General features: G+C 61.2%; 15 protein-coding genes. 8 read left to right on the top strand and 7 right to left on the bottom strand.

What is annotated here, in order from left to right; translation table 11 throughout:
* Positions 1–40: 40 nt before the first annotated feature.
* Together hdaA and K6N12_RS11195 are read right to left on the bottom strand one after the other, a co-directional pair.
* A complete protein-coding gene (hdaA, locus tag K6N12_RS11200; RefSeq protein WP_097627046.1) occupies positions 41–754 on the bottom strand; it encodes a DnaA regulatory inactivator HdaA in 714 nt (237 codons plus the stop codon).
* Entirely contained in the window at positions 747–1871 is a 1125-nt protein-coding gene (locus K6N12_RS11195) for an AI-2E family transporter (protein ID WP_097627044.1), read from the bottom strand. The genes hdaA and K6N12_RS11195 overlap by 8 nt, the downstream gene beginning before the upstream one ends.
* Positions 1872–2117: 246 nt before the next feature.
* On the opposite strand from K6N12_RS11195, the gene purM reads away from it, so the two are divergent.
* A complete protein-coding gene (gene purM / locus K6N12_RS11190; protein ID WP_097627042.1) occupies positions 2118–3191 on the top strand; it encodes a phosphoribosylformylglycinamidine cyclo-ligase in 1074 nt (357 codons plus the stop codon).
* Positions 3188–3859 carry a phosphoribosylglycinamide formyltransferase gene (gene purN / locus K6N12_RS11185; RefSeq protein ID WP_097627040.1) on the top strand — a complete coding sequence of 224 codons (672 nt, stop codon included), beginning with the start codon at positions 3188–3190 and terminating at the stop codon, positions 3857–3859. Before purM ends, purN begins: the two co-directional genes overlap by 4 nt.
* 315 nt (positions 3860–4174) lie before the next feature.
* On the opposite strand, the gene K6N12_RS11180 is transcribed toward purN, so the two are convergent.
* The 4 genes from K6N12_RS11180 to K6N12_RS11165 all read right to left on the bottom strand — a co-directional run bounded on the left by K6N12_RS11180 (position 4175) and on the right by K6N12_RS11165 (position 8828).
* A complete protein-coding gene (locus K6N12_RS11180; RefSeq protein ID WP_131711067.1) occupies positions 4175–4681 on the bottom strand; it encodes a hypothetical protein in 507 nt (168 codons plus the stop codon).
* Positions 4682–4785: 104 nt separating this feature from the next.
* Complete coding sequence (locus K6N12_RS11175) at positions 4786–5955, bottom strand: alpha-D-ribose 1-methylphosphonate 5-triphosphate diphosphatase (RefSeq protein ID WP_097627038.1); 1170 nt, start codon at positions 5953–5955, stop codon at positions 4786–4788.
* Between the two features lie 147 nt (positions 5956–6102).
* The gene (locus tag K6N12_RS11170; RefSeq protein ID WP_097627036.1) at positions 6103–6693 is read right to left on the bottom strand and encodes an NUDIX domain-containing protein; all 591 of its coding nucleotides are present in this window, start codon (positions 6691–6693) and stop codon (positions 6103–6105) included.
* A complete protein-coding gene (locus tag K6N12_RS11165) occupies positions 6690–8828 on the bottom strand; it encodes a molybdopterin-containing oxidoreductase family protein (RefSeq protein ID WP_097627278.1) in 2139 nt (712 codons plus the stop codon). The genes K6N12_RS11170 and K6N12_RS11165 overlap by 4 nt, the downstream gene beginning before the upstream one ends.
* An 81-nt stretch (positions 8829–8909) precedes the next feature.
* Between K6N12_RS11165 and K6N12_RS11160 the strand changes: the two genes are divergently transcribed.
* Complete coding sequence (locus K6N12_RS11160) at positions 8910–9782, top strand: 23S rRNA (adenine(2030)-N(6))-methyltransferase RlmJ (protein WP_097627034.1); 873 nt, start codon at positions 8910–8912, stop codon at positions 9780–9782.
* A gap of 53 nt (positions 9783–9835) precedes the next feature.
* Complete coding sequence (locus tag K6N12_RS11155) at positions 9836–10432, top strand: glutathione S-transferase family protein (protein ID WP_097627032.1); 597 nt, start codon at positions 9836–9838, stop codon at positions 10430–10432.
* Between the two features lie 78 nt (positions 10433–10510).
* Here the strand turns inward: K6N12_RS11155 and K6N12_RS11150 are convergent, their stop codons facing one another.
* Positions 10511–11146 carry an outer membrane protein gene (locus K6N12_RS11150; RefSeq protein ID WP_097627030.1) on the bottom strand — a complete coding sequence of 212 codons (636 nt, stop codon included), beginning with the start codon at positions 11144–11146 and terminating at the stop codon, positions 10511–10513.
* A 365-nt stretch (positions 11147–11511) separates the two neighbouring features.
* Between K6N12_RS11150 and K6N12_RS11145 the strand changes: the two genes are divergently transcribed.
* The 4 genes from K6N12_RS11145 to moaD all read left to right on the top strand — a co-directional run bounded on the left by K6N12_RS11145 (position 11512) and on the right by moaD (position 15364).
* Positions 11512–12279 (top strand): SDR family oxidoreductase, encoded by a 768-nt coding sequence (locus tag K6N12_RS11145; protein ID WP_097627028.1) that lies wholly within the window; start codon positions 11512–11514, stop codon positions 12277–12279.
* Positions 12276–14318, top strand: a complete 2043-nt coding sequence (gene uvrC, locus K6N12_RS11140) for an excinuclease ABC subunit UvrC (protein WP_097627026.1) — start codon at positions 12276–12278, stop codon at positions 14316–14318. Before K6N12_RS11145 ends, uvrC begins: the two co-directional genes overlap by 4 nt.
* Before the next feature lie 204 nt (positions 14319–14522).
* Positions 14523–15113: a CDP-diacylglycerol--glycerol-3-phosphate 3-phosphatidyltransferase gene (gene pgsA / locus K6N12_RS11135; RefSeq protein ID WP_003587473.1), complete on the top strand. Its 591-nt coding sequence runs from the start codon at positions 14523–14525 to the stop codon at positions 15111–15113.
* Positions 15110–15364, top strand: coding sequence for a molybdopterin converting factor subunit 1 (gene moaD / locus K6N12_RS11130; RefSeq protein ID WP_097627024.1), 255 nt, complete (start codon positions 15110–15112; stop codon positions 15362–15364). The genes pgsA and moaD overlap by 4 nt, the downstream gene beginning before the upstream one ends.
* The last annotated feature ends 36 nt before the right edge of the window (positions 15365–15400 follow it).

The raw sequence follows: 15400 nt of genomic DNA, 5'->3' as shown, positions 1-15400 counted from the left end.
CGAAGGCAATTATATCAGTTTCACGACGGAACTGTGACAGTCAATCGGCCGAGTCCGAATTTCCCAATTCATTCAATACTTCAGCAGCAAGAGACCGGGTGATCTTCGTGCCCCGTGACAGGGCGAGCCTGTCAAGCCGTTCGACGATCATCTGGGCCGCGTTCAGCGACCGCTCCATCCGGTTGACGATATAGAGCACGAGTTTGTCATCTATATAAAGCTGGCGGTCGGCGAACAGCTTGACGATCACCTGCGACAACAGCGCCTCGTCGGGTTCGCCTATCTCGACGACGGTCGCAGCCTTCAGGCGCGAGCGCAGATCGGGCAGCAAAACCGGCCAGGAGATCGGCCAGAGACGGCTGGTCATCAACAGGCTGGTGCCGTTTTCGCGCACGCTGTTGATGACATGGAAGAGCGCATTGTCGTCGAAGCCGAGCCGGTCGGCATCCTCGAACAATACCGGCCCGGCGGCGGCGGCAATCGCCGCCTCCGAGCCCAGCTCGGGATGGATGTCGACGGCGCCGCTCAATTCCCGCCAGATGCCGGCGAGATGCGATTTTCCCGAACCGACCGGGCCGGCGAGCACGACGACCGGCGACGGCCATGCCGGCCAGGCATCGACGATCGACACCGCGGCGGCGAGGCGCTCCGAGATCAGGAGATCGTCGCGGCCGCTGGCGGCATCGTGCGAAAAGACCAGCGGCAACTGCTCTCCGGCCTTGCGCTTCAGATCAGCGTTCTTCACGTCATTCATTGGGAACTGATTTCGTCTTCCGGGCGCGGCCACCGAGCGACCCGCCAAAATAAAGATCACTCTGAAGGTAGCGTGAAAGCGCAAAACGAACAAGGACGCCGACCGCCGCGGCGGCCGGCACGGCGACCAGAAGCCCTACGAAACCGAAGAGCGCGCCGAAGGCAAACAGCGCAAACATCAGCCAGACCGGATGCAGGCCGACGCTGGAGCCGACGAGCTTCGGCTGCAGGATATTGCCCTCCAGGAACTGGCCGCTGAAGAAGACGGCCAGCACCAGGCCGATCCAGGGATAATCCGGCCAGAATTGCACAAGCGCCACGCCGATGGCGAGCACGAGGCCAACCAGCGAGCCGACATAAGGAATGAAACTGATCATGCCGGCGAAGAGCCCGATCAGCAGGCCGAAATTCAGACCGACGAGAGATAGGCCGACGGCATAATAAATGCCGAGGATGAGGCAGAGCGAGCCCTGGCCGCGGATGAAGCCGGCGATCGCCTGGTCGATCTCCTTGGCGATCTGGCGGACATCATTGATATAATCGCGTGGGATCCACTGATCGACCTTGGCGACCATGCGGTCCCAATCGAGCAGGATGTAGAAGGCGACGACGGGAGTGACGACGAGCAGCGATATGACGTCGACGATCGCCTTGCCGGAATTCCAGATCTGCGCGAAGAGCCCGGTCAAGAAGCCCATGCCTTCGGAGAGGATGCCGGAGAGATTGTCCTTGATCGTGCCTGCCTGGCTCTTGACCCAGTCCGGCAGCAGCGAATTCTGCGTCTGGGTGACAAACTGCTGCAACTGGTTGATATAACCCGGCAGCCGCTCGGCGAAATCGTTGAACTGACTGACGAGCACCGGAATGAGGATCATCAGCGCCAGGGCGAAGGTGATGACGAAGGCGATCAGGATGACGACCGTCGCCATCATGCGGCTCAGACCCAGCCGCTCCAGCCGGTCGGCCACCGGATCGAGGAAATAGGCGATCGCCATGCCGGCGATGAAGGGCAGCAGGATCGAGCTGAAAACATAGAGAAAGACGATGAAGAAGGCGAGCACGCCCAGCCAGAAGAAAATCTGACGCTTGAGACTGTTGCCGCTGACTTGCTGTGGCATCGCTTCCCCGCTGATCGCTTTCCGCCGCCAAACGCCGCATTCGAACCGACGCGGCCATTCAGCACATAGGATGCAGGCGCAAAGATGGTCAACCCTGTCGCGGCAAATCCCGGAAAGGCCGGTTGAAGACGCGGGAAATTGGGGGCTTTTGCCATGCGGCGCTTGCATAAAAGCCCCTGTCATGCAATTGCGACCGGCAGATGACGCGGCATGTTAGCCGCCTGAAAATAGCCATCGGAGACCAGCATGAGCCAGTCTGGGAAAAACGGCCTGACCTACAGCGATGCGGGCGTCGACATCGATGCCGGCAACCTCCTCGTCGAGAAGATCAAACCGGCGGTGCGCTCGACCCGACGCCCCGGCGCCGATGGCGAGATCGGCGGCTTCGGCGGGCTCTTCGATCTCAAGGCCGCGGGCTTTACCGATCCGGTTCTCGTTGCCGCCAATGACGGCGTCGGCACCAAGCTGAAGATCGCGATCGATGCCGATTATCACGACAGCGTCGGCATCGACCTCGTCGCCATGTGCGTCAACGATCTCGTCGTTCAGGGCGCCGAGCCGCTGTTCTTCCTCGATTATTTCGCCACCGGCAAGCTCGACCCCGACCAGGGTGCCGCGATCGTCGGCGGCATTGCCGCCGGCTGCCGGCAGGCGGGTTGCGCGCTGATCGGCGGCGAGACGGCCGAAATGCCCGGCATGTATTCCTCCGGCGACTATGATCTCGCCGGTTTTGCTGTCGGCGCTGCCGAACGCGGCAAGCTGCTGCCCTCGGGCGATATCGCCGAGGGCGATGTGATCCTCGGCCTCGCCTCCTCCGGCGTGCACTCCAACGGTTTCTCGCTGGTGCGCAAGATCGTCGAACTCTCCGGCCTCGGCTGGGACGCACCGGCGCCATTTTCCGAAGGCAGGAAGCTCGGCGAAGCCCTGCTGGAGCCGACCCGCATCTATGTGAAGCCGTTGCTGAAGGCGATCCGCGAGACCGGCGCCATCAAGGCGCTCGCCCATATCACCGGCGGCGGCTTCCCGGAAAATATTCCGCGGGTGCTGCCGAAGCATCTGGCGGCCGAGATCGATCTTGCCGCCGTCAAGGTTCCGCCGGTCTTCTCGTGGCTCGCCAGGACGGGCGGCGTCGAAACCAAGGAGATGCTGCGCACCTTCAACTGCGGCGTCGGCATGATTGTCGTCGTCGCCGGCGAGAATGTCGCGACCGTTTCCGCCGCCCTCGAAGCCGAGGGCGAGACCGTCGTCACGCTCGGCCGCATGATCGCTCGCGACGAAGGTGCCACCGGCACAGTCTATAAGGGCACACTTGCTGTATGAGCACGCCGCGCAAACGCGTCGTCGTCCTCATATCCGGCGGCGGCTCCAACATGATGGCCCTGGTTGCGGCGGCGAAAGCCGCCGACTACCCGGCCGAAATCGTGGGCGTGATCTCCGACAAGGCGGAGGCCGGCGGGCTTGCCAAGGCGGCCGCCGAAGGCATCGCCACCTACGCCTTTCCCCGCAAGGAGTATGCCAGCAAGGATGCGCATGAGGCGGCGATCTTTTCGGCACTCGACGAACTTTCGCCCGATATCCTCTGCCTGGCCGGCTATATGCGACTGCTCACGCCGACCTTCATTCAGCGTTACGAAGGCCGGATGCTCAACATCCACCCTTCCCTGCTGCCGCTGTTTCCCGGCCTGCATACCCATCAGCGCGCGATCGACGCCGGCATGCGCATCGCCGGCTGCACCGTGCATTTCGTCACCGAAGGCATGGATGAAGGGCCGGTCATCGGCCAAGCCGCCGTCCCGATCCTTTCCGGCGACACGGCCGAAAGCCTTGCCGCCCGCGTGCTGACCGTCGAACACCAGATTTATCCGCAGGCACTGCGGCTCTTCGCCGAAGGCCGCGTGACGATGGAAGGCGGCAAGGCCATCGGCGAAGAGGCTTCGGCCGTTGCGCCCAAGGCCCAGCTCATCTCGCTGATCGGCGACCGCTGTTAGGTTGCTGATATACCTGCCAGGCAGGTAGCTTTCCCAAGTCAAATACCATGCGCACAACCGCTGCAGCGCATATACCCGTTGGCAGGAACGAGCCCCTGATCGAACAGGCGCGGCAAGCCTTCCAACTCCTTTTCGATCAGCGTAATCTCCCGGCGTCTGCCGGTTTTCCTGCAGTCATTTCTCAGTGCAGCTGTGGCTGTTGCGATACAAAAGGAATGAAACAAGAAACAAGTTGTACGTCATGAGGCAAACAATCTGTGATTCCAGCGCTCGCGACATGAAGGATAAGGCGATAATCACCCCACTCTCATCGTCTCAGCCATTTTTGGTTCTTCCTCTAAGCCAGCGCTTGGCTAAGAGAACAATGTTTCCAATGATCACGTAGGACGACAAAAACAACACCGGAAGATGGATCGCAACAGATCCGTAACCTCCTCTTTCGCACATGGTCTCCATCGAGGATTCACTTAAAACAATCTTGGATCCAGCCAATATGGTGGTGAACGGATAGCTGAAAAGAACAAAACATATTATTATAAATATAAACATACCTCTGTCATAAACATAACAAAAAATAACGGAACTCAATGAAATAACTATAAGAGCCAATCCTGGGTATTTATACACCAACGCTATGGCATTTAATAAGGAAGCAACCGACTTCTGGCACTGTATGTATCTACCGCCTATGTAGATCTTCGGGATTTCATATTGGTTATCATAGTAAATTGATATAATAATTACAGATACTGTTGCAATTCCACTTAAAACCAGAGGCAGCAGCCCCCACTCCTTGTGCAGCAACCTTGGCTCAGATGACATCTTGATTCCGCATCGTTGGCAGTCTTGTTCAGTCCGGGTACCGCCGACGAGAAAGCCCGTTTCGCCGTGATCTCGTCATTCTGTCTCGACGCTCAGACGTGCCGCTAAGCCGCCAACGCCCGCAACGGATGCAGCGTACCGTCGCTGTAGACGAAGCGACCGGCGCGGAAGGTGGCTCGGACGCGGTTGATGTCGCCCCGCTCGACCACGACCAAATCGGCGCGCTGGCCGATGGCGATTTCGCCGCGGTCCGATAGGCCGGCGGAGCGGGCGGCGTTGCCGGTCGCCATGGCGACGGCTGAAGGCAGGCCGCCTTCCACCATCTCGGCGAGCTTGAAGATGCCGGGCACAAAGGCGGCCGGATGATAATCGGCGGCGATGACGCTGAGCAGGCCGGCCCTTGCGGCATCGAGCGCGCTGAGATTGCCCGACATCGACTGGCCGCGCAGCGCATTCGGCGCGCCCATCAGCGTCCAGAGACCGCGGCGGCGCGCCTCTTCTGCGGCGGGCGCAGTGACCGGGAACTCGCTGATGGTGACGCCGAGATCGTGCATTTCGGCGACCTTCTCGACGCTGTCGTCGTCATGCGAGGCAAGCGAGAGCTTGTGCTTCAGCGACAGCGCGACGATCTCCTTCAGCTTGGCTTCGATTTCGGGGTTATTGCGCATGGCGATGCGCTTGGCGACGATCTCGGCGGCCATCTCCTCGGAGATGGCGCGGCGCTCGGAAATGCTGAGGATGTAGCTTTGCAGGTTGTTGTACTGGCCCTGGCCGGGCGTGTGGTCGGTGAGCGACACCATGTCGATCTGATCGGCATTCAGCAGGCGCTCGAGCGCGGCAGCGGCGCCGATATTGGTGATTTCATAGCGGGCGTGGACGCGGTGGTCGATCAGCAGATCATCGCGCAGGCGGTTGATGCCTTCGATCACCGCCGAGGTCGTCTCCAGCGAGCGGACGTGGCCATAGACGCTTTCGGTGGCGAAGGAGACGGCGGCAAAGGCCGTGGTAACACCGGCGGCGGCCAGCTTCTTGTCGAGTTCGTGGATGCCGAAATCGATCGGCATCGTCGCGTTCGGCCGCGGCGCGATCTCTCGCTCGATCATGTCGCCATGGAGATCGACGAATCCCGGCATCAGAAGCCGCCCGCCGCCATCGATGGCAGCCCCGGCGACCGGCTCGGGTCTGATTTCGGCGATGGCGCCGTCTTCGACCCGCACGGAACCTTCACTCACCACCTCGTTTGGCAGAACGAGGGTGAAATTGCTGAGCCACATGGGCTTTCTCCTGATCGCATCGATGATTGACAGACCGCAGCGGATAGAACCGCTTCGTGACAAACGTATGAAATTTCGAACGCCACAACCGCGATCGCGAAACCGTCTTGAGGCCAACCTGCGGGCTTGCCCGAGACCGCGCATCCGCTATCGAAGTTTATGCCTGTTCAACAGAGCCCATTGCAGCAGCATGATCGTCTTGGCGTCGAAGATCTCGCCGTTTTCGATCATTTGGGCGGCCTCATCGAGCGGGACTTCGAGAACCTCGATATCCTCGTGCTCCTCGTCCAGGCCGCCGCCTTCGGCCACGCGGTCGGCGCTGTCGATCAGCGAGACGAAGAAGTGGACGACTTCGGTGATGGCGCCGGGCGAAGTGTAGCATTTGAACAGGAAACGCGCGTCGCGCAGGTGGTAACCGGTTTCTTCCATCGCCTCGCGGCGGATCGCCTGTTCGGGATGATCGTCATCGAGAAGGCCGGCCGGCACCTCGATCATCCAGGCGGGATCACCGTTGATATGAACGGCAAGGCGGAACTGGCGGACGAGAACGACGAGGTCGCGCTTGGGATCATAAAGCAGGATGCAGGCTGCCGGCGTGCGATGGTAGACCTCCCGCTTCAAGCGTTGGGTCGCGCCCTTGCGGTCGATGTAATCGAGCAGATAGCTGCTGAGCTTCGTCCACCCATTCGACAGCGTTTCCGTGCTGACGATCTTCACGCGTGATTTCGGCTGCATCATGCTGTGTCCTTGCGAAGCCAGACCTTGTTATCGTGCACGGCCGCCCCGCCATAGGGCGCGACCGGGTCGGCGCCGGTGAGCACGTTGATGCCCTCGCCATCGATATGCGCCTTGTTCGGCCAGAGGCCTTCAGCGATCAGCACGCCAGGCTTCACCTCGGTGGTGACGCGGGCATGGATGCGCAGGTCGCCGCGACTATTGCCGATGCGGACCAGATCGCCGTGGGCGATGCCATTGGCTTCAGCGTCGGCCGGATTGATCATCACCTCGGGACGGCCCTCTTTCTGACGCGACGTCTTGGTCTCGGCGAAGCTCGAATTCAGGAAGTTGCGCGCCGGCGAGGTGGCCAGACGAAAGGGATGGTCGGTATCAGCGACTTCGATGACATCGACCTGATCGGGGAATACAGGCAGCTCCCCATGCGGCCCGAGCAGGCCGACCGCCGCCGGCGGCTTGTTCGGCGCCGGCTGATCGATCCAGTCCGGGCGGAAATGGAATTTGCCGTCGGGATGAGCAAAGCCGTTCAGGAAATGCGCCTCCTCGAAGGCCGGCTGGCGATCGAACCATTTGTGTTCGAGGAAATGCTCGTAATCCGGCAGGCCGCTCGATTCCAGCAAGCGATCGACCATTTCGCGGGCTGAAAAGCCGAAGCCGGGGCGATCGGCGACGCCGAGGCGTTTGGCCAGTTCCTCGATGACGAAGAGATTGGTGCGCACGCTCGGCGGCGGCTCGACCAGCTTCGGCCCGAGCAGGATATGGTTCTGGCCGCCGGCCCGGTAGATATCGTCATGCTCGACGAACATCGTCGCCGGAATGACGATATCGGCGATCTCCGCCGTCTCGGTCATGAACTGCTCGTGCACGGCGACGAACAGGTCGTCGCGGGCAAAACCGCGTCTGACGAGGCGCTGCTCGGGGGCGATGTTGGCCGGATTGGTGTTCTGGATCAGCATCGCCGTCACCGGGCCGCGATGGCGCAGCGCCACCGGATCGCCGGTCAGCACCCGGCCGATCTGCGACTGATCGAGCATGCGGATATCGCCGTCCTTCATCGAGCGGCCGGTCAGTTCCGCATTGTTCATGCGGAAGATATCGTTGTTGGAATGGAAGGCGCCGCCACCCTCATACTGCCAGGAGCCGAGCACGGTGGCGACCGAGGCGGCCGCATGCATGGCGACCGCGCCATTGCGCTGGCGGGTGAAGCCGTAGCCGAGGCGGAAGAAGGTCTTTTTCGTCGTGCCGACGAGGCGGGCAAAGGCTTCGATCTCCTCGACCGAAAGGCCGGTGATATTGGCGGCCCATTGCGGCGTCTTCGTTTTCAGATGCTCTTCGAGGCCGGCGGGATCATCGGCATAGCGCGCCATGTAGTCGCGGTCGGCATGGCCGTCGCGGAAGGCGATGTGCATGACGGCGCAGGCCAGTGCCGCATCGGTGCCGGGCCTGACGATCAAGGCCATGTCGGCCTGCTTCATCGTCGGATTGTCGTAAATGTCGATGACGACGATCTTGGCGCCGCGCTCCTTGCGCGACTTGATGGCGTGGGTCATCACATTGACCTGCGTCGACACCGCATTGGTGCCCCAGATGACGACGCAATCGGTGCGGCCCATCTCACGCGGGTCGGGGCCGCGCAGCGTGCCGGTCGCCACGGTGAAGCCGGTCCAGGCCGGGTTGGTGCAGATCGAGGAGAAAAAGCCGGAAAAGCGCTTGGCGTGACGCAGGCGATCGATCGAGTCGCGCTGTACCCAGCCCATGGTGCCGGCATAGAAATAAGGCCAGATCGCCTCGCTGCCGTCCCGCGCCTCGGCCTTCACGAAGGCTTCGGCGATCTCATCCAGCGCATCGTCCCAGGAAATCTGCTGCCACTGCCCGGCCCCCTTGGCGCCGGCGCGGCGCAAGGGATGCATCAGGCGGTCGGGATGGTAGAGCCGCTCGGCATAGCGGGCGACCTTGGCGCAGATGACGCCCGAGGTGTAGGAATGATCATTGGCGCCGCGCACGCGCCCGATGCGGCCGTCCTCGGATAGTTCGACCTCCAGCGCGCAGGTGGAGGGACAGTCGTGCGGACAGGCGGTGTGGCCGACCCTGGTGTCCGGCTTCGGGGATTTGGCGTGGATGGGGGTCGCAATGTTCATGGCATTTGTATATTCCAAGCCTTGCACGGCCAAAAGCCACAAACTTTCCCATGACGCGAATTCATACGGACATCAGCGAAAATGAACTACCGCCACATCTATCATGCGGGCAATTTTGCCGATGTGCTGAAACATGCCGTGCTGGCGCGGCTGATCCGCTACATGCAGAAAAAGGATGGTGCCTTCCGCGTCCTCGACACGCATGCCGGCATCGGGCTCTACGACCTCTCCTCCGAAGAAGCGCAGAAAACCGGCGAATGGCTCGACGGCATCGGCAAGCTGATGGAGGCCGATCTCGGACCGCAGGTTTCCGAACTGCTGGAGCCCTACCTTGCAGCCATCCGCGAACTCAACCCTGAGGGCGGCGTCCGCTTCTATCCCGGATCGCCGAAACTGGCGCGCCTGCTGTTCCGGCCGCAGGACCGGCTGTCGGCGATGGAGCTGCACCCCGAGGATTTCGCCCGCCTGCACCGGCTGTTTGAGGGCGACCACCATGCGCGAATCACCGAACTCGACGGCTGGCTGGCGCTCGGCGCGCATCTGCCGCCGAAGGAGAAACGCGGCATCGTGCTTGTCGATCCGCCTTTCGAGGAAGAGGACGAATATCAGCGTCTGGCCGAGGGGCTGGAAAAGGCCTATCGCCGTTTTCCAGGCGGCACCTATTGCCTGTGGTATCCGCTGAAAAAGGGCGCGCCGATCAAAGAATTCCACGAGAGGCTACAGGCGCTCGACATTCCGAAAATGCTCTGCGCCGAGCTTTCTGTTCGCAGCGACCGCGGCATCACGGGATTGACGGGTTCAGGCCTCGTTATCGTCAATCCGCCCTTCACCCTGAAGGACGAGCTGCACCAACTGCTGCCGGCGCTGAAGGACCATTTGGCGCAGGATCGTTTCGCCTCGCACCGCGCCTTCTGGCTGCGCGGCGAGACCAAGACGGTCAAGGACGACGATTGACCGGACAACCCGGTTCGGGAATAGTCCGCGCAGTTCCACAAATCAGGTGCTGCATGAAGCTTCTTTGGTCGCCCCCCTCACCCTATTCCAGCAAGGTGCGGATGGCCGCGCATTTCCTGGATCTCGAGTTGAACGCCATCCGGGTCGACACCAATACGGCGCCGGCGATCCTGGTGGAGAATAATCCGCTCGGCAAGATCCCGACGCTGCTGGCCGATGACGGCGCCTCGGTCTTCGACAGCGTGGCGATCATGCACTATTTCGACCGGCTGGCGAAGGGCAAGCTCTATCCCTCCAAGAAGGGCAAACGCACGGATGCCGACGTCCTCGAATCGCTCTGCGACGGCATCTGCGATTGCCTGCTGGCGATCATGTATGAGCGGCGTTTTCGCGACGAGGAAAAGATCCACCAGCCCTGGATCGACCGGCAATGGAAAAAGGTGACGAGCGGGCTTACGCATCTGAGCGCCAAGCCGCCGAAATTGGGCAAGAAACTCAACGGCGGGCATTTCGCCTTGGCCGCCACGCTCGGCTATCTCGATCTGCGCTTCAAGGGCCAGTGGGAAGCCGATCATGCGCCGCTGATCGACTGGTTGCGGCAGTTCGAAAAGAAATTCCCCGCCTATCAGGAACTCAAGACCCAGGCCTGAGCGCTTGGCAACAACAGGCGAGCAGCAAAAAGCCGGGCGTTTGCCCGGCTTTTCCATGTTTGAATAATTCCGTTCGGCTTAGAACTTGACGCCGATACCGAGCTTGACGCTGTTCTCGTCGTAACCGCGTGAGAAGCTGCCGGAGTCGAGGTCGTAATCCTTGCTCTGGTAGTCGGTGTAGCGATATTCCAAGCGCGTCGTGATGTTGTTGGTCACGAAGGCTTCGACGCCGGCGCCGACCGTATAGCCGTAGTTCGTCTTGCTTTCGTCCGAGGTGCCGTCGGAAACCTTGACGTCGCCGAGCGCAAGACCGGCCGTGCCATAGAGCAGGAAGGGGTTCATGTCGTAGCCGACGCGGCCACGAACGGAGCCGTTCCAGCCATACTTGTTCTTGACGCCGCCCGAGGAAACGTCGTCGCCGCTGTAGCCGAGGTCGGATTCAACGCCGTAAACGATCTGGCCCTGCTGCCAGTTATAGCCGGTGAAGACCTGGCCGCCGAAACCATAGGTGTGGCGGTCGGAACCGAAGTCACCCATGTTGTAGGTGCCGGCGCCGCCGAGGTAGAAGCCTTCCCAGCTGCCGGCCGGCTTGACCGGGGCTTCCTGGGCGACCGGTGCTTCCGGAACCTGGTCGACGGCATCGGCCGCCTGAGCTGCCGAGACGCCCGCAATTGCAAAAACGGAGGCCATGAGGCCAGCAATGAGTACACGCATACTTAGTCTCCTTTCAGTCCCGCGCCGCTGATCATCTGTCTATCAGTGAAGCATTGGCGGGATATTGCCAGATGTCCCTTCCGGATCGAGACTGAAATTGGAACTCAAATGCGGATTTGAAAGAGCCAAATTGTGATATCATTGTGGCTGCCGCATGGCCGAAATTCGATGTTGCTTGCCTGCAACATACACTTCATTAACCCTACTGAAGAGTTAAACTGAAAATACTTATTTTAGGAAATCGCATTCTTAAATAATACATAGAATATCCCGCCCACGGACGCAACCACAACGACCTATTTATATAATCTCCGCCCGCGCCTATATAGTCGGCAGACAGACTCGCGGGATTAGAAGGCAGGATTTTGAACCACAAAAGACTTCGCTCGGCCCTTGTAACAGGGGCTGCTAAAAGAATAGGCCGGGCAATCGCCGAAGACCTTGCTGCAAATGGCTTTTCCGTTGCCATCCACGCGAAGGGCTCCCTCAGTGAAGCCGAAGAGCTGGTGGCGGAATTGCGGCAGAAGGGATATCGGGCGATCGCGCTCAAGGCCGATCTTACCAATATCGGCGAAACCGGCGAACTCGTAAAAAGAGCGTCGGAAGACCTCGGTCCGCTCGACCTGCTCGTCAACAACGCCTCCATCTTCCGCCAGGATTCGGCCCGCAGTTTCGATGAGCAGGCATGGGCGCAGCATTTCGACGTCCATGTGCGGGCGCCCTCGATCCTTGCCGCAGCCTTTGCCGAACAGCTACCCGACGATGCGACCGGATTGATCGTCAACATCATCGACCAGCGGGTCTGGGCACTGAGGCCCAGCTTCTATTCCTATACGCTATCCAAATCGGCGCTATGGACGGCAACGCAGACACTTGCCCAGGCATTGGCGCCGGCCATCCGCGTCAATGCCATCGGCCCCGGCCCGTCGATGCCGAGCGAACGGCAGGCGCAGGAGGACTTCCAAGCGCAGGTCTCAGCCCTTATCCTGCAGCGAGGGCCGGCGCTGGAGGAATTCGGACAAACGATTCGCTTCCTTTACGACACGCCCTCGATCACCGGCCAGATGATTGCCCTCGACGGCGGCCAGCACCTTGCCTGGCAGACGCCCGATGTGGCGGAGATTACGGAATGAACGGACGAAAGCTGCCGGATGGCGGGGTTCTCTACGACGATACGGATGAGAGCGAAGACGAGATCGAGGTGGAAGGCGACCTTTCCGCCGCCGCCCCGCTTGCGACTGCGGTCGACTGGAACGCCGGCAGCCTCAACGAGACCGGACTCATCGGCGCCGAGCTGATCGGCGAATTCGTCAAGCGGCTGCCGAACAGCCCCGGCGTCTACCGCATGTTCAACGCCGAGGGTGACGTGCTCTATGTCGGCAAGGCGCGCAGCCTGAAGAAGCGCGTCGGCAATTACGCCGTCGGCCGCGTGCATTCCAACCGCATAGCGCAGATGGTGCGCCAAACGGCGAACATGGAATTCGTGACGACGCGCACGGAAACCGAAGCGCTGCTCCTGGAAGCGAATCTGATCAAGCGCTTGCGGCCGCGCTTTAACGTGCTGCTGCGCGACGACAAGTCCTTTCCCTATATCCTCATCACCGGCGATCACCGGGCGCCGGCCATTTTCAAGCATCGCGGTGCGAGAGCGCGGAAGGGCGACTACTTCGGGCCGTTCGCCTCGGCCGGCGCGGTCGGGCGGACGATCAATTCGTTGCAGCGCGCCTTCCTGATCCGCACCTGCACCGACAGCGTCTTCGAAACGCGCACCCGCCCCTGCCTGCTCTACCAGATCAAGCGCTGTTCCGGGCCGTGCACCCACGAGGTCAGCGACGGGGGCTACGCCGAACTGGTGCAGGAGGCGAAGGACTTCCTCTCCGGCAAGAGCCAGAAGGTCAAGTCGCATATGGCCGAGGCCATGAACCAGGCGGCCGAGGATCTCGACTTCGAGCGGGCGGCAATTTATCGCGACCGCCTGGCCGCACTTTCGCATGTGCAGAGCCATCAGGGCATCAATCCGGCCGGCGTCGAGGAGGCTGACGTTTTCGCCATCCACCACGAGGGCGGCGTCTCCTGCATCCAGGTATTCTTCTTCCGCACCGGACAGAACTGGGGCAATCGCGCCTATTTCCCAAAGGCCGATCCGCAGCTTTCCGGCGCCGAAGTGTTGAATGCCTTTCTCGCGCAATTCTACGACGACAAGCCGGTGCCGAAACAGATCATGCTGTCGGAAACGATCGAGGAGATGGAATTGCTCGCAGCCGCCCTTAGCGAAAAGGTCGGCCATAAGGTTTCGATCCTGGTGCCGCAGCGCGGAGAGAAGCGCGATCTGGTCGACCATGTCGTCGGCAATGCCCGCGAGGCGCATGGGCGAAAGCTTGCCGAAACGGCGTCGCAGTCGCGGCTGCTCGACGGTTTCAAGGACACGTTCGGGCTTGCCTATGTGCCGCAGCGCATCGAAATCTACGACAACTCGCATATTATGGGCACCAATGCCGTCGGCGGCATGGTGGTCGCGGGGCCGGAAGGCTTCGTCAAAAACCAGTACCGCAAGTTCAACATCAAATCGACCGACATCACCCCCGGTGACGATTTCGGCATGATGAAGGAAGTGATGACGCGGCGGTTCTCGCGGCTGATCAAGGAGGAAGGCATTCCCGATCGTACGGCGCAGGCAGGCCCCGCCGACGCCGCCGACATGCCCTTCCCGGCGTGGCCCGACGTGATCCTGATCGACGGCGGCCAGGGGCAGATGACGGCGGTGCGCGCCATCCTCACCGAGCTCGGCATCACCGACAGCGTCATGGCGATCGGCATCGCCAAGGGTGTCGACCGCGATGCCGGGCGCGAGCGCTTCTTCCCTCCCGGACGCGAGAGTTTTACCCTGCCGCCGCGCGATCCTGTGCTCTATTTCGTCCAGCGCATGCGCGACGAGGCGCATCGTTTCGCGATCGGCTCGCACCGGGCCCGGCGCAAGAAGGAAATGGTCAAGAACCCGCTCGACGAGATCGGCGGCATCGGTCCATCGCGCAAGCGCGCGCTGCTTCAGCATTTCGGCACGGCGAAAGCGGTTTCGCGCGCCGCACTCTCCGACCTGATGGCGGTGGAAGGCATTTCGGAGGCCGTCGCCAAGCAGGTCTACAACCATTTCCACGACGACGCCGCGAAATAACCGGCGCCCGTCGCAAATTCCACGCAAAGGCAGTGAAAAGACAGAAAGAATGTTGACGGTCCGCGGTCAAAGCCGTCATCTACCGCATCGGCCCGTACATCGGACTCGATATCAGAAAAGCCCGATGCGTCGATTCAAAGTGTTACAGCGTCCTGAAAAGACGCGCGGCGCTGCAGCGGCGCATCAAGTCAGAGAAACGATCCCATGGCATCGCGTGCGTACAGCATCCCCAACCTCCTGACCTACGGCCGTATCCTCGCGGTACCGCTGATCGTTCTCTGCTTCTTCATCGAAGGCAGGCTGTCAATCAGCAACACGGCGCGCTGGGTGGCACTGTGGATCTTCGTCATCGCCTCGATCACCGATTTCCTCGACGGCTATCTCGCGCGCATCTGGAATCAGACCTCGAATATCGGCCGCATGCTCGACCCGATCGCCGACAAGCTGCTGGTCGCCTCGATCCTGCTCCTGGTCGCAGCCGACCAGACGATCGCCGGCTGGTCGATCTGGGCGGCGATCACCATTCTCTGCCGCGAGATCCTCGTTTCCGGCCTGCGTGAATATCTGGCGGCGCTGAAGGTCAGCGTGCCGGTGACGCGGATCGCCAAGTGGAAGACGACGCTGCAGCTCGTCGCCATCGCCTTCCTGCTCGCGGGTCCTGCCGGCGACGAGATATTCCCCTATACGACGCAGACCGGCATCGCGCTTCTGTGGATCGCCGCATTGCTGACCATCTATACCGGCTATGATTATTTCCGCGCCGGGCTGAAACATATCGTGGATGACGAGGAATGACGCGGCTTGTCTATTTCGCATGGGTGCGCGAGCGCATCGGCAAAGGCGAGGAGGAGATCGACCTTCCCTCCTCGGTCGTCACCGTTACCGATCTGTTGAATCATTTGAAGACGCTAGGCGAAGAATATGAGGCCGCGCTTCAATATCCGGACGTGATCAGGGTGGCGCTCGACATGGAGCATGTCGAGCATGACGAGCCGATATCGGGCGCACGGGAGATCGGGATATTTCCGCCGATGACGGGGGGGTGAAGTCCGGTCCGTCCGGGCTTGGGAAAACTTACAATG

It is taken from the genome of Rhizobium redzepovicii (assembly GCF_019793435.1).
Lineage (GTDB): Bacteria > Pseudomonadota > Alphaproteobacteria > Rhizobiales > Rhizobiaceae > Rhizobium > Rhizobium redzepovicii.
Note: the sequence above shows the minus strand (reverse complement) of the source record. Positions and strands in the feature narration are given on the sequence as shown.

Excerpts from the sequence above, each read along its gene's own strand:
- purN (WP_097627040.1), top strand. The coding sequence starts at position 3,188 with ATGAGCACGCCGCGCAAACGCGTCGTCGTCCTCATATCCGGCGGCGGC.
- K6N12_RS11165 (WP_097627278.1), bottom strand. The coding sequence starts at position 8,828 with ATGAACATTGCGACCCCCATCCACGCCAAATCCCCGAAGCCGGACACC.
- moaD (WP_097627024.1), top strand. The coding sequence starts at position 15,110 with ATGACGCGGCTTGTCTATTTCGCATGGGTGCGCGAGCGCATCGGCAAA.
- K6N12_RS11175 (WP_097627038.1), bottom strand. The coding sequence starts at position 5,955 with ATGTGGCTCAGCAATTTCACCCTCGTTCTGCCAAACGAGGTGGTGAGT.
- K6N12_RS11195 (WP_097627044.1), bottom strand. The coding sequence starts at position 1,871 with ATGCCACAGCAAGTCAGCGGCAACAGTCTCAAGCGTCAGATTTTCTTC.
- K6N12_RS11160 (WP_097627034.1), top strand. The coding sequence starts at position 8,910 with ATGAACTACCGCCACATCTATCATGCGGGCAATTTTGCCGATGTGCTG.
- K6N12_RS11170 (WP_097627036.1), bottom strand. The coding sequence starts at position 6,693 with ATGATGCAGCCGAAATCACGCGTGAAGATCGTCAGCACGGAAACGCTG.
- K6N12_RS11155 (WP_097627032.1), top strand. The coding sequence starts at position 9,836 with ATGAAGCTTCTTTGGTCGCCCCCCTCACCCTATTCCAGCAAGGTGCGG.
- K6N12_RS11150 (WP_097627030.1), bottom strand. The coding sequence starts at position 11,146 with ATGCGTGTACTCATTGCTGGCCTCATGGCCTCCGTTTTTGCAATTGCG.
- uvrC (WP_097627026.1), top strand. The coding sequence starts at position 12,276 with ATGAACGGACGAAAGCTGCCGGATGGCGGGGTTCTCTACGACGATACG.
- pgsA (WP_003587473.1), top strand. The coding sequence starts at position 14,523 with ATGGCATCGCGTGCGTACAGCATCCCCAACCTCCTGACCTACGGCCGT.
- K6N12_RS11180 (WP_131711067.1), bottom strand. The coding sequence starts at position 4,681 with ATGTCATCTGAGCCAAGGTTGCTGCACAAGGAGTGGGGGCTGCTGCCT.
- hdaA (WP_097627046.1), bottom strand. The coding sequence starts at position 754 with ATGAATGACGTGAAGAACGCTGATCTGAAGCGCAAGGCCGGAGAGCAG.
- purM (WP_097627042.1), top strand. The coding sequence starts at position 2,118 with ATGAGCCAGTCTGGGAAAAACGGCCTGACCTACAGCGATGCGGGCGTC.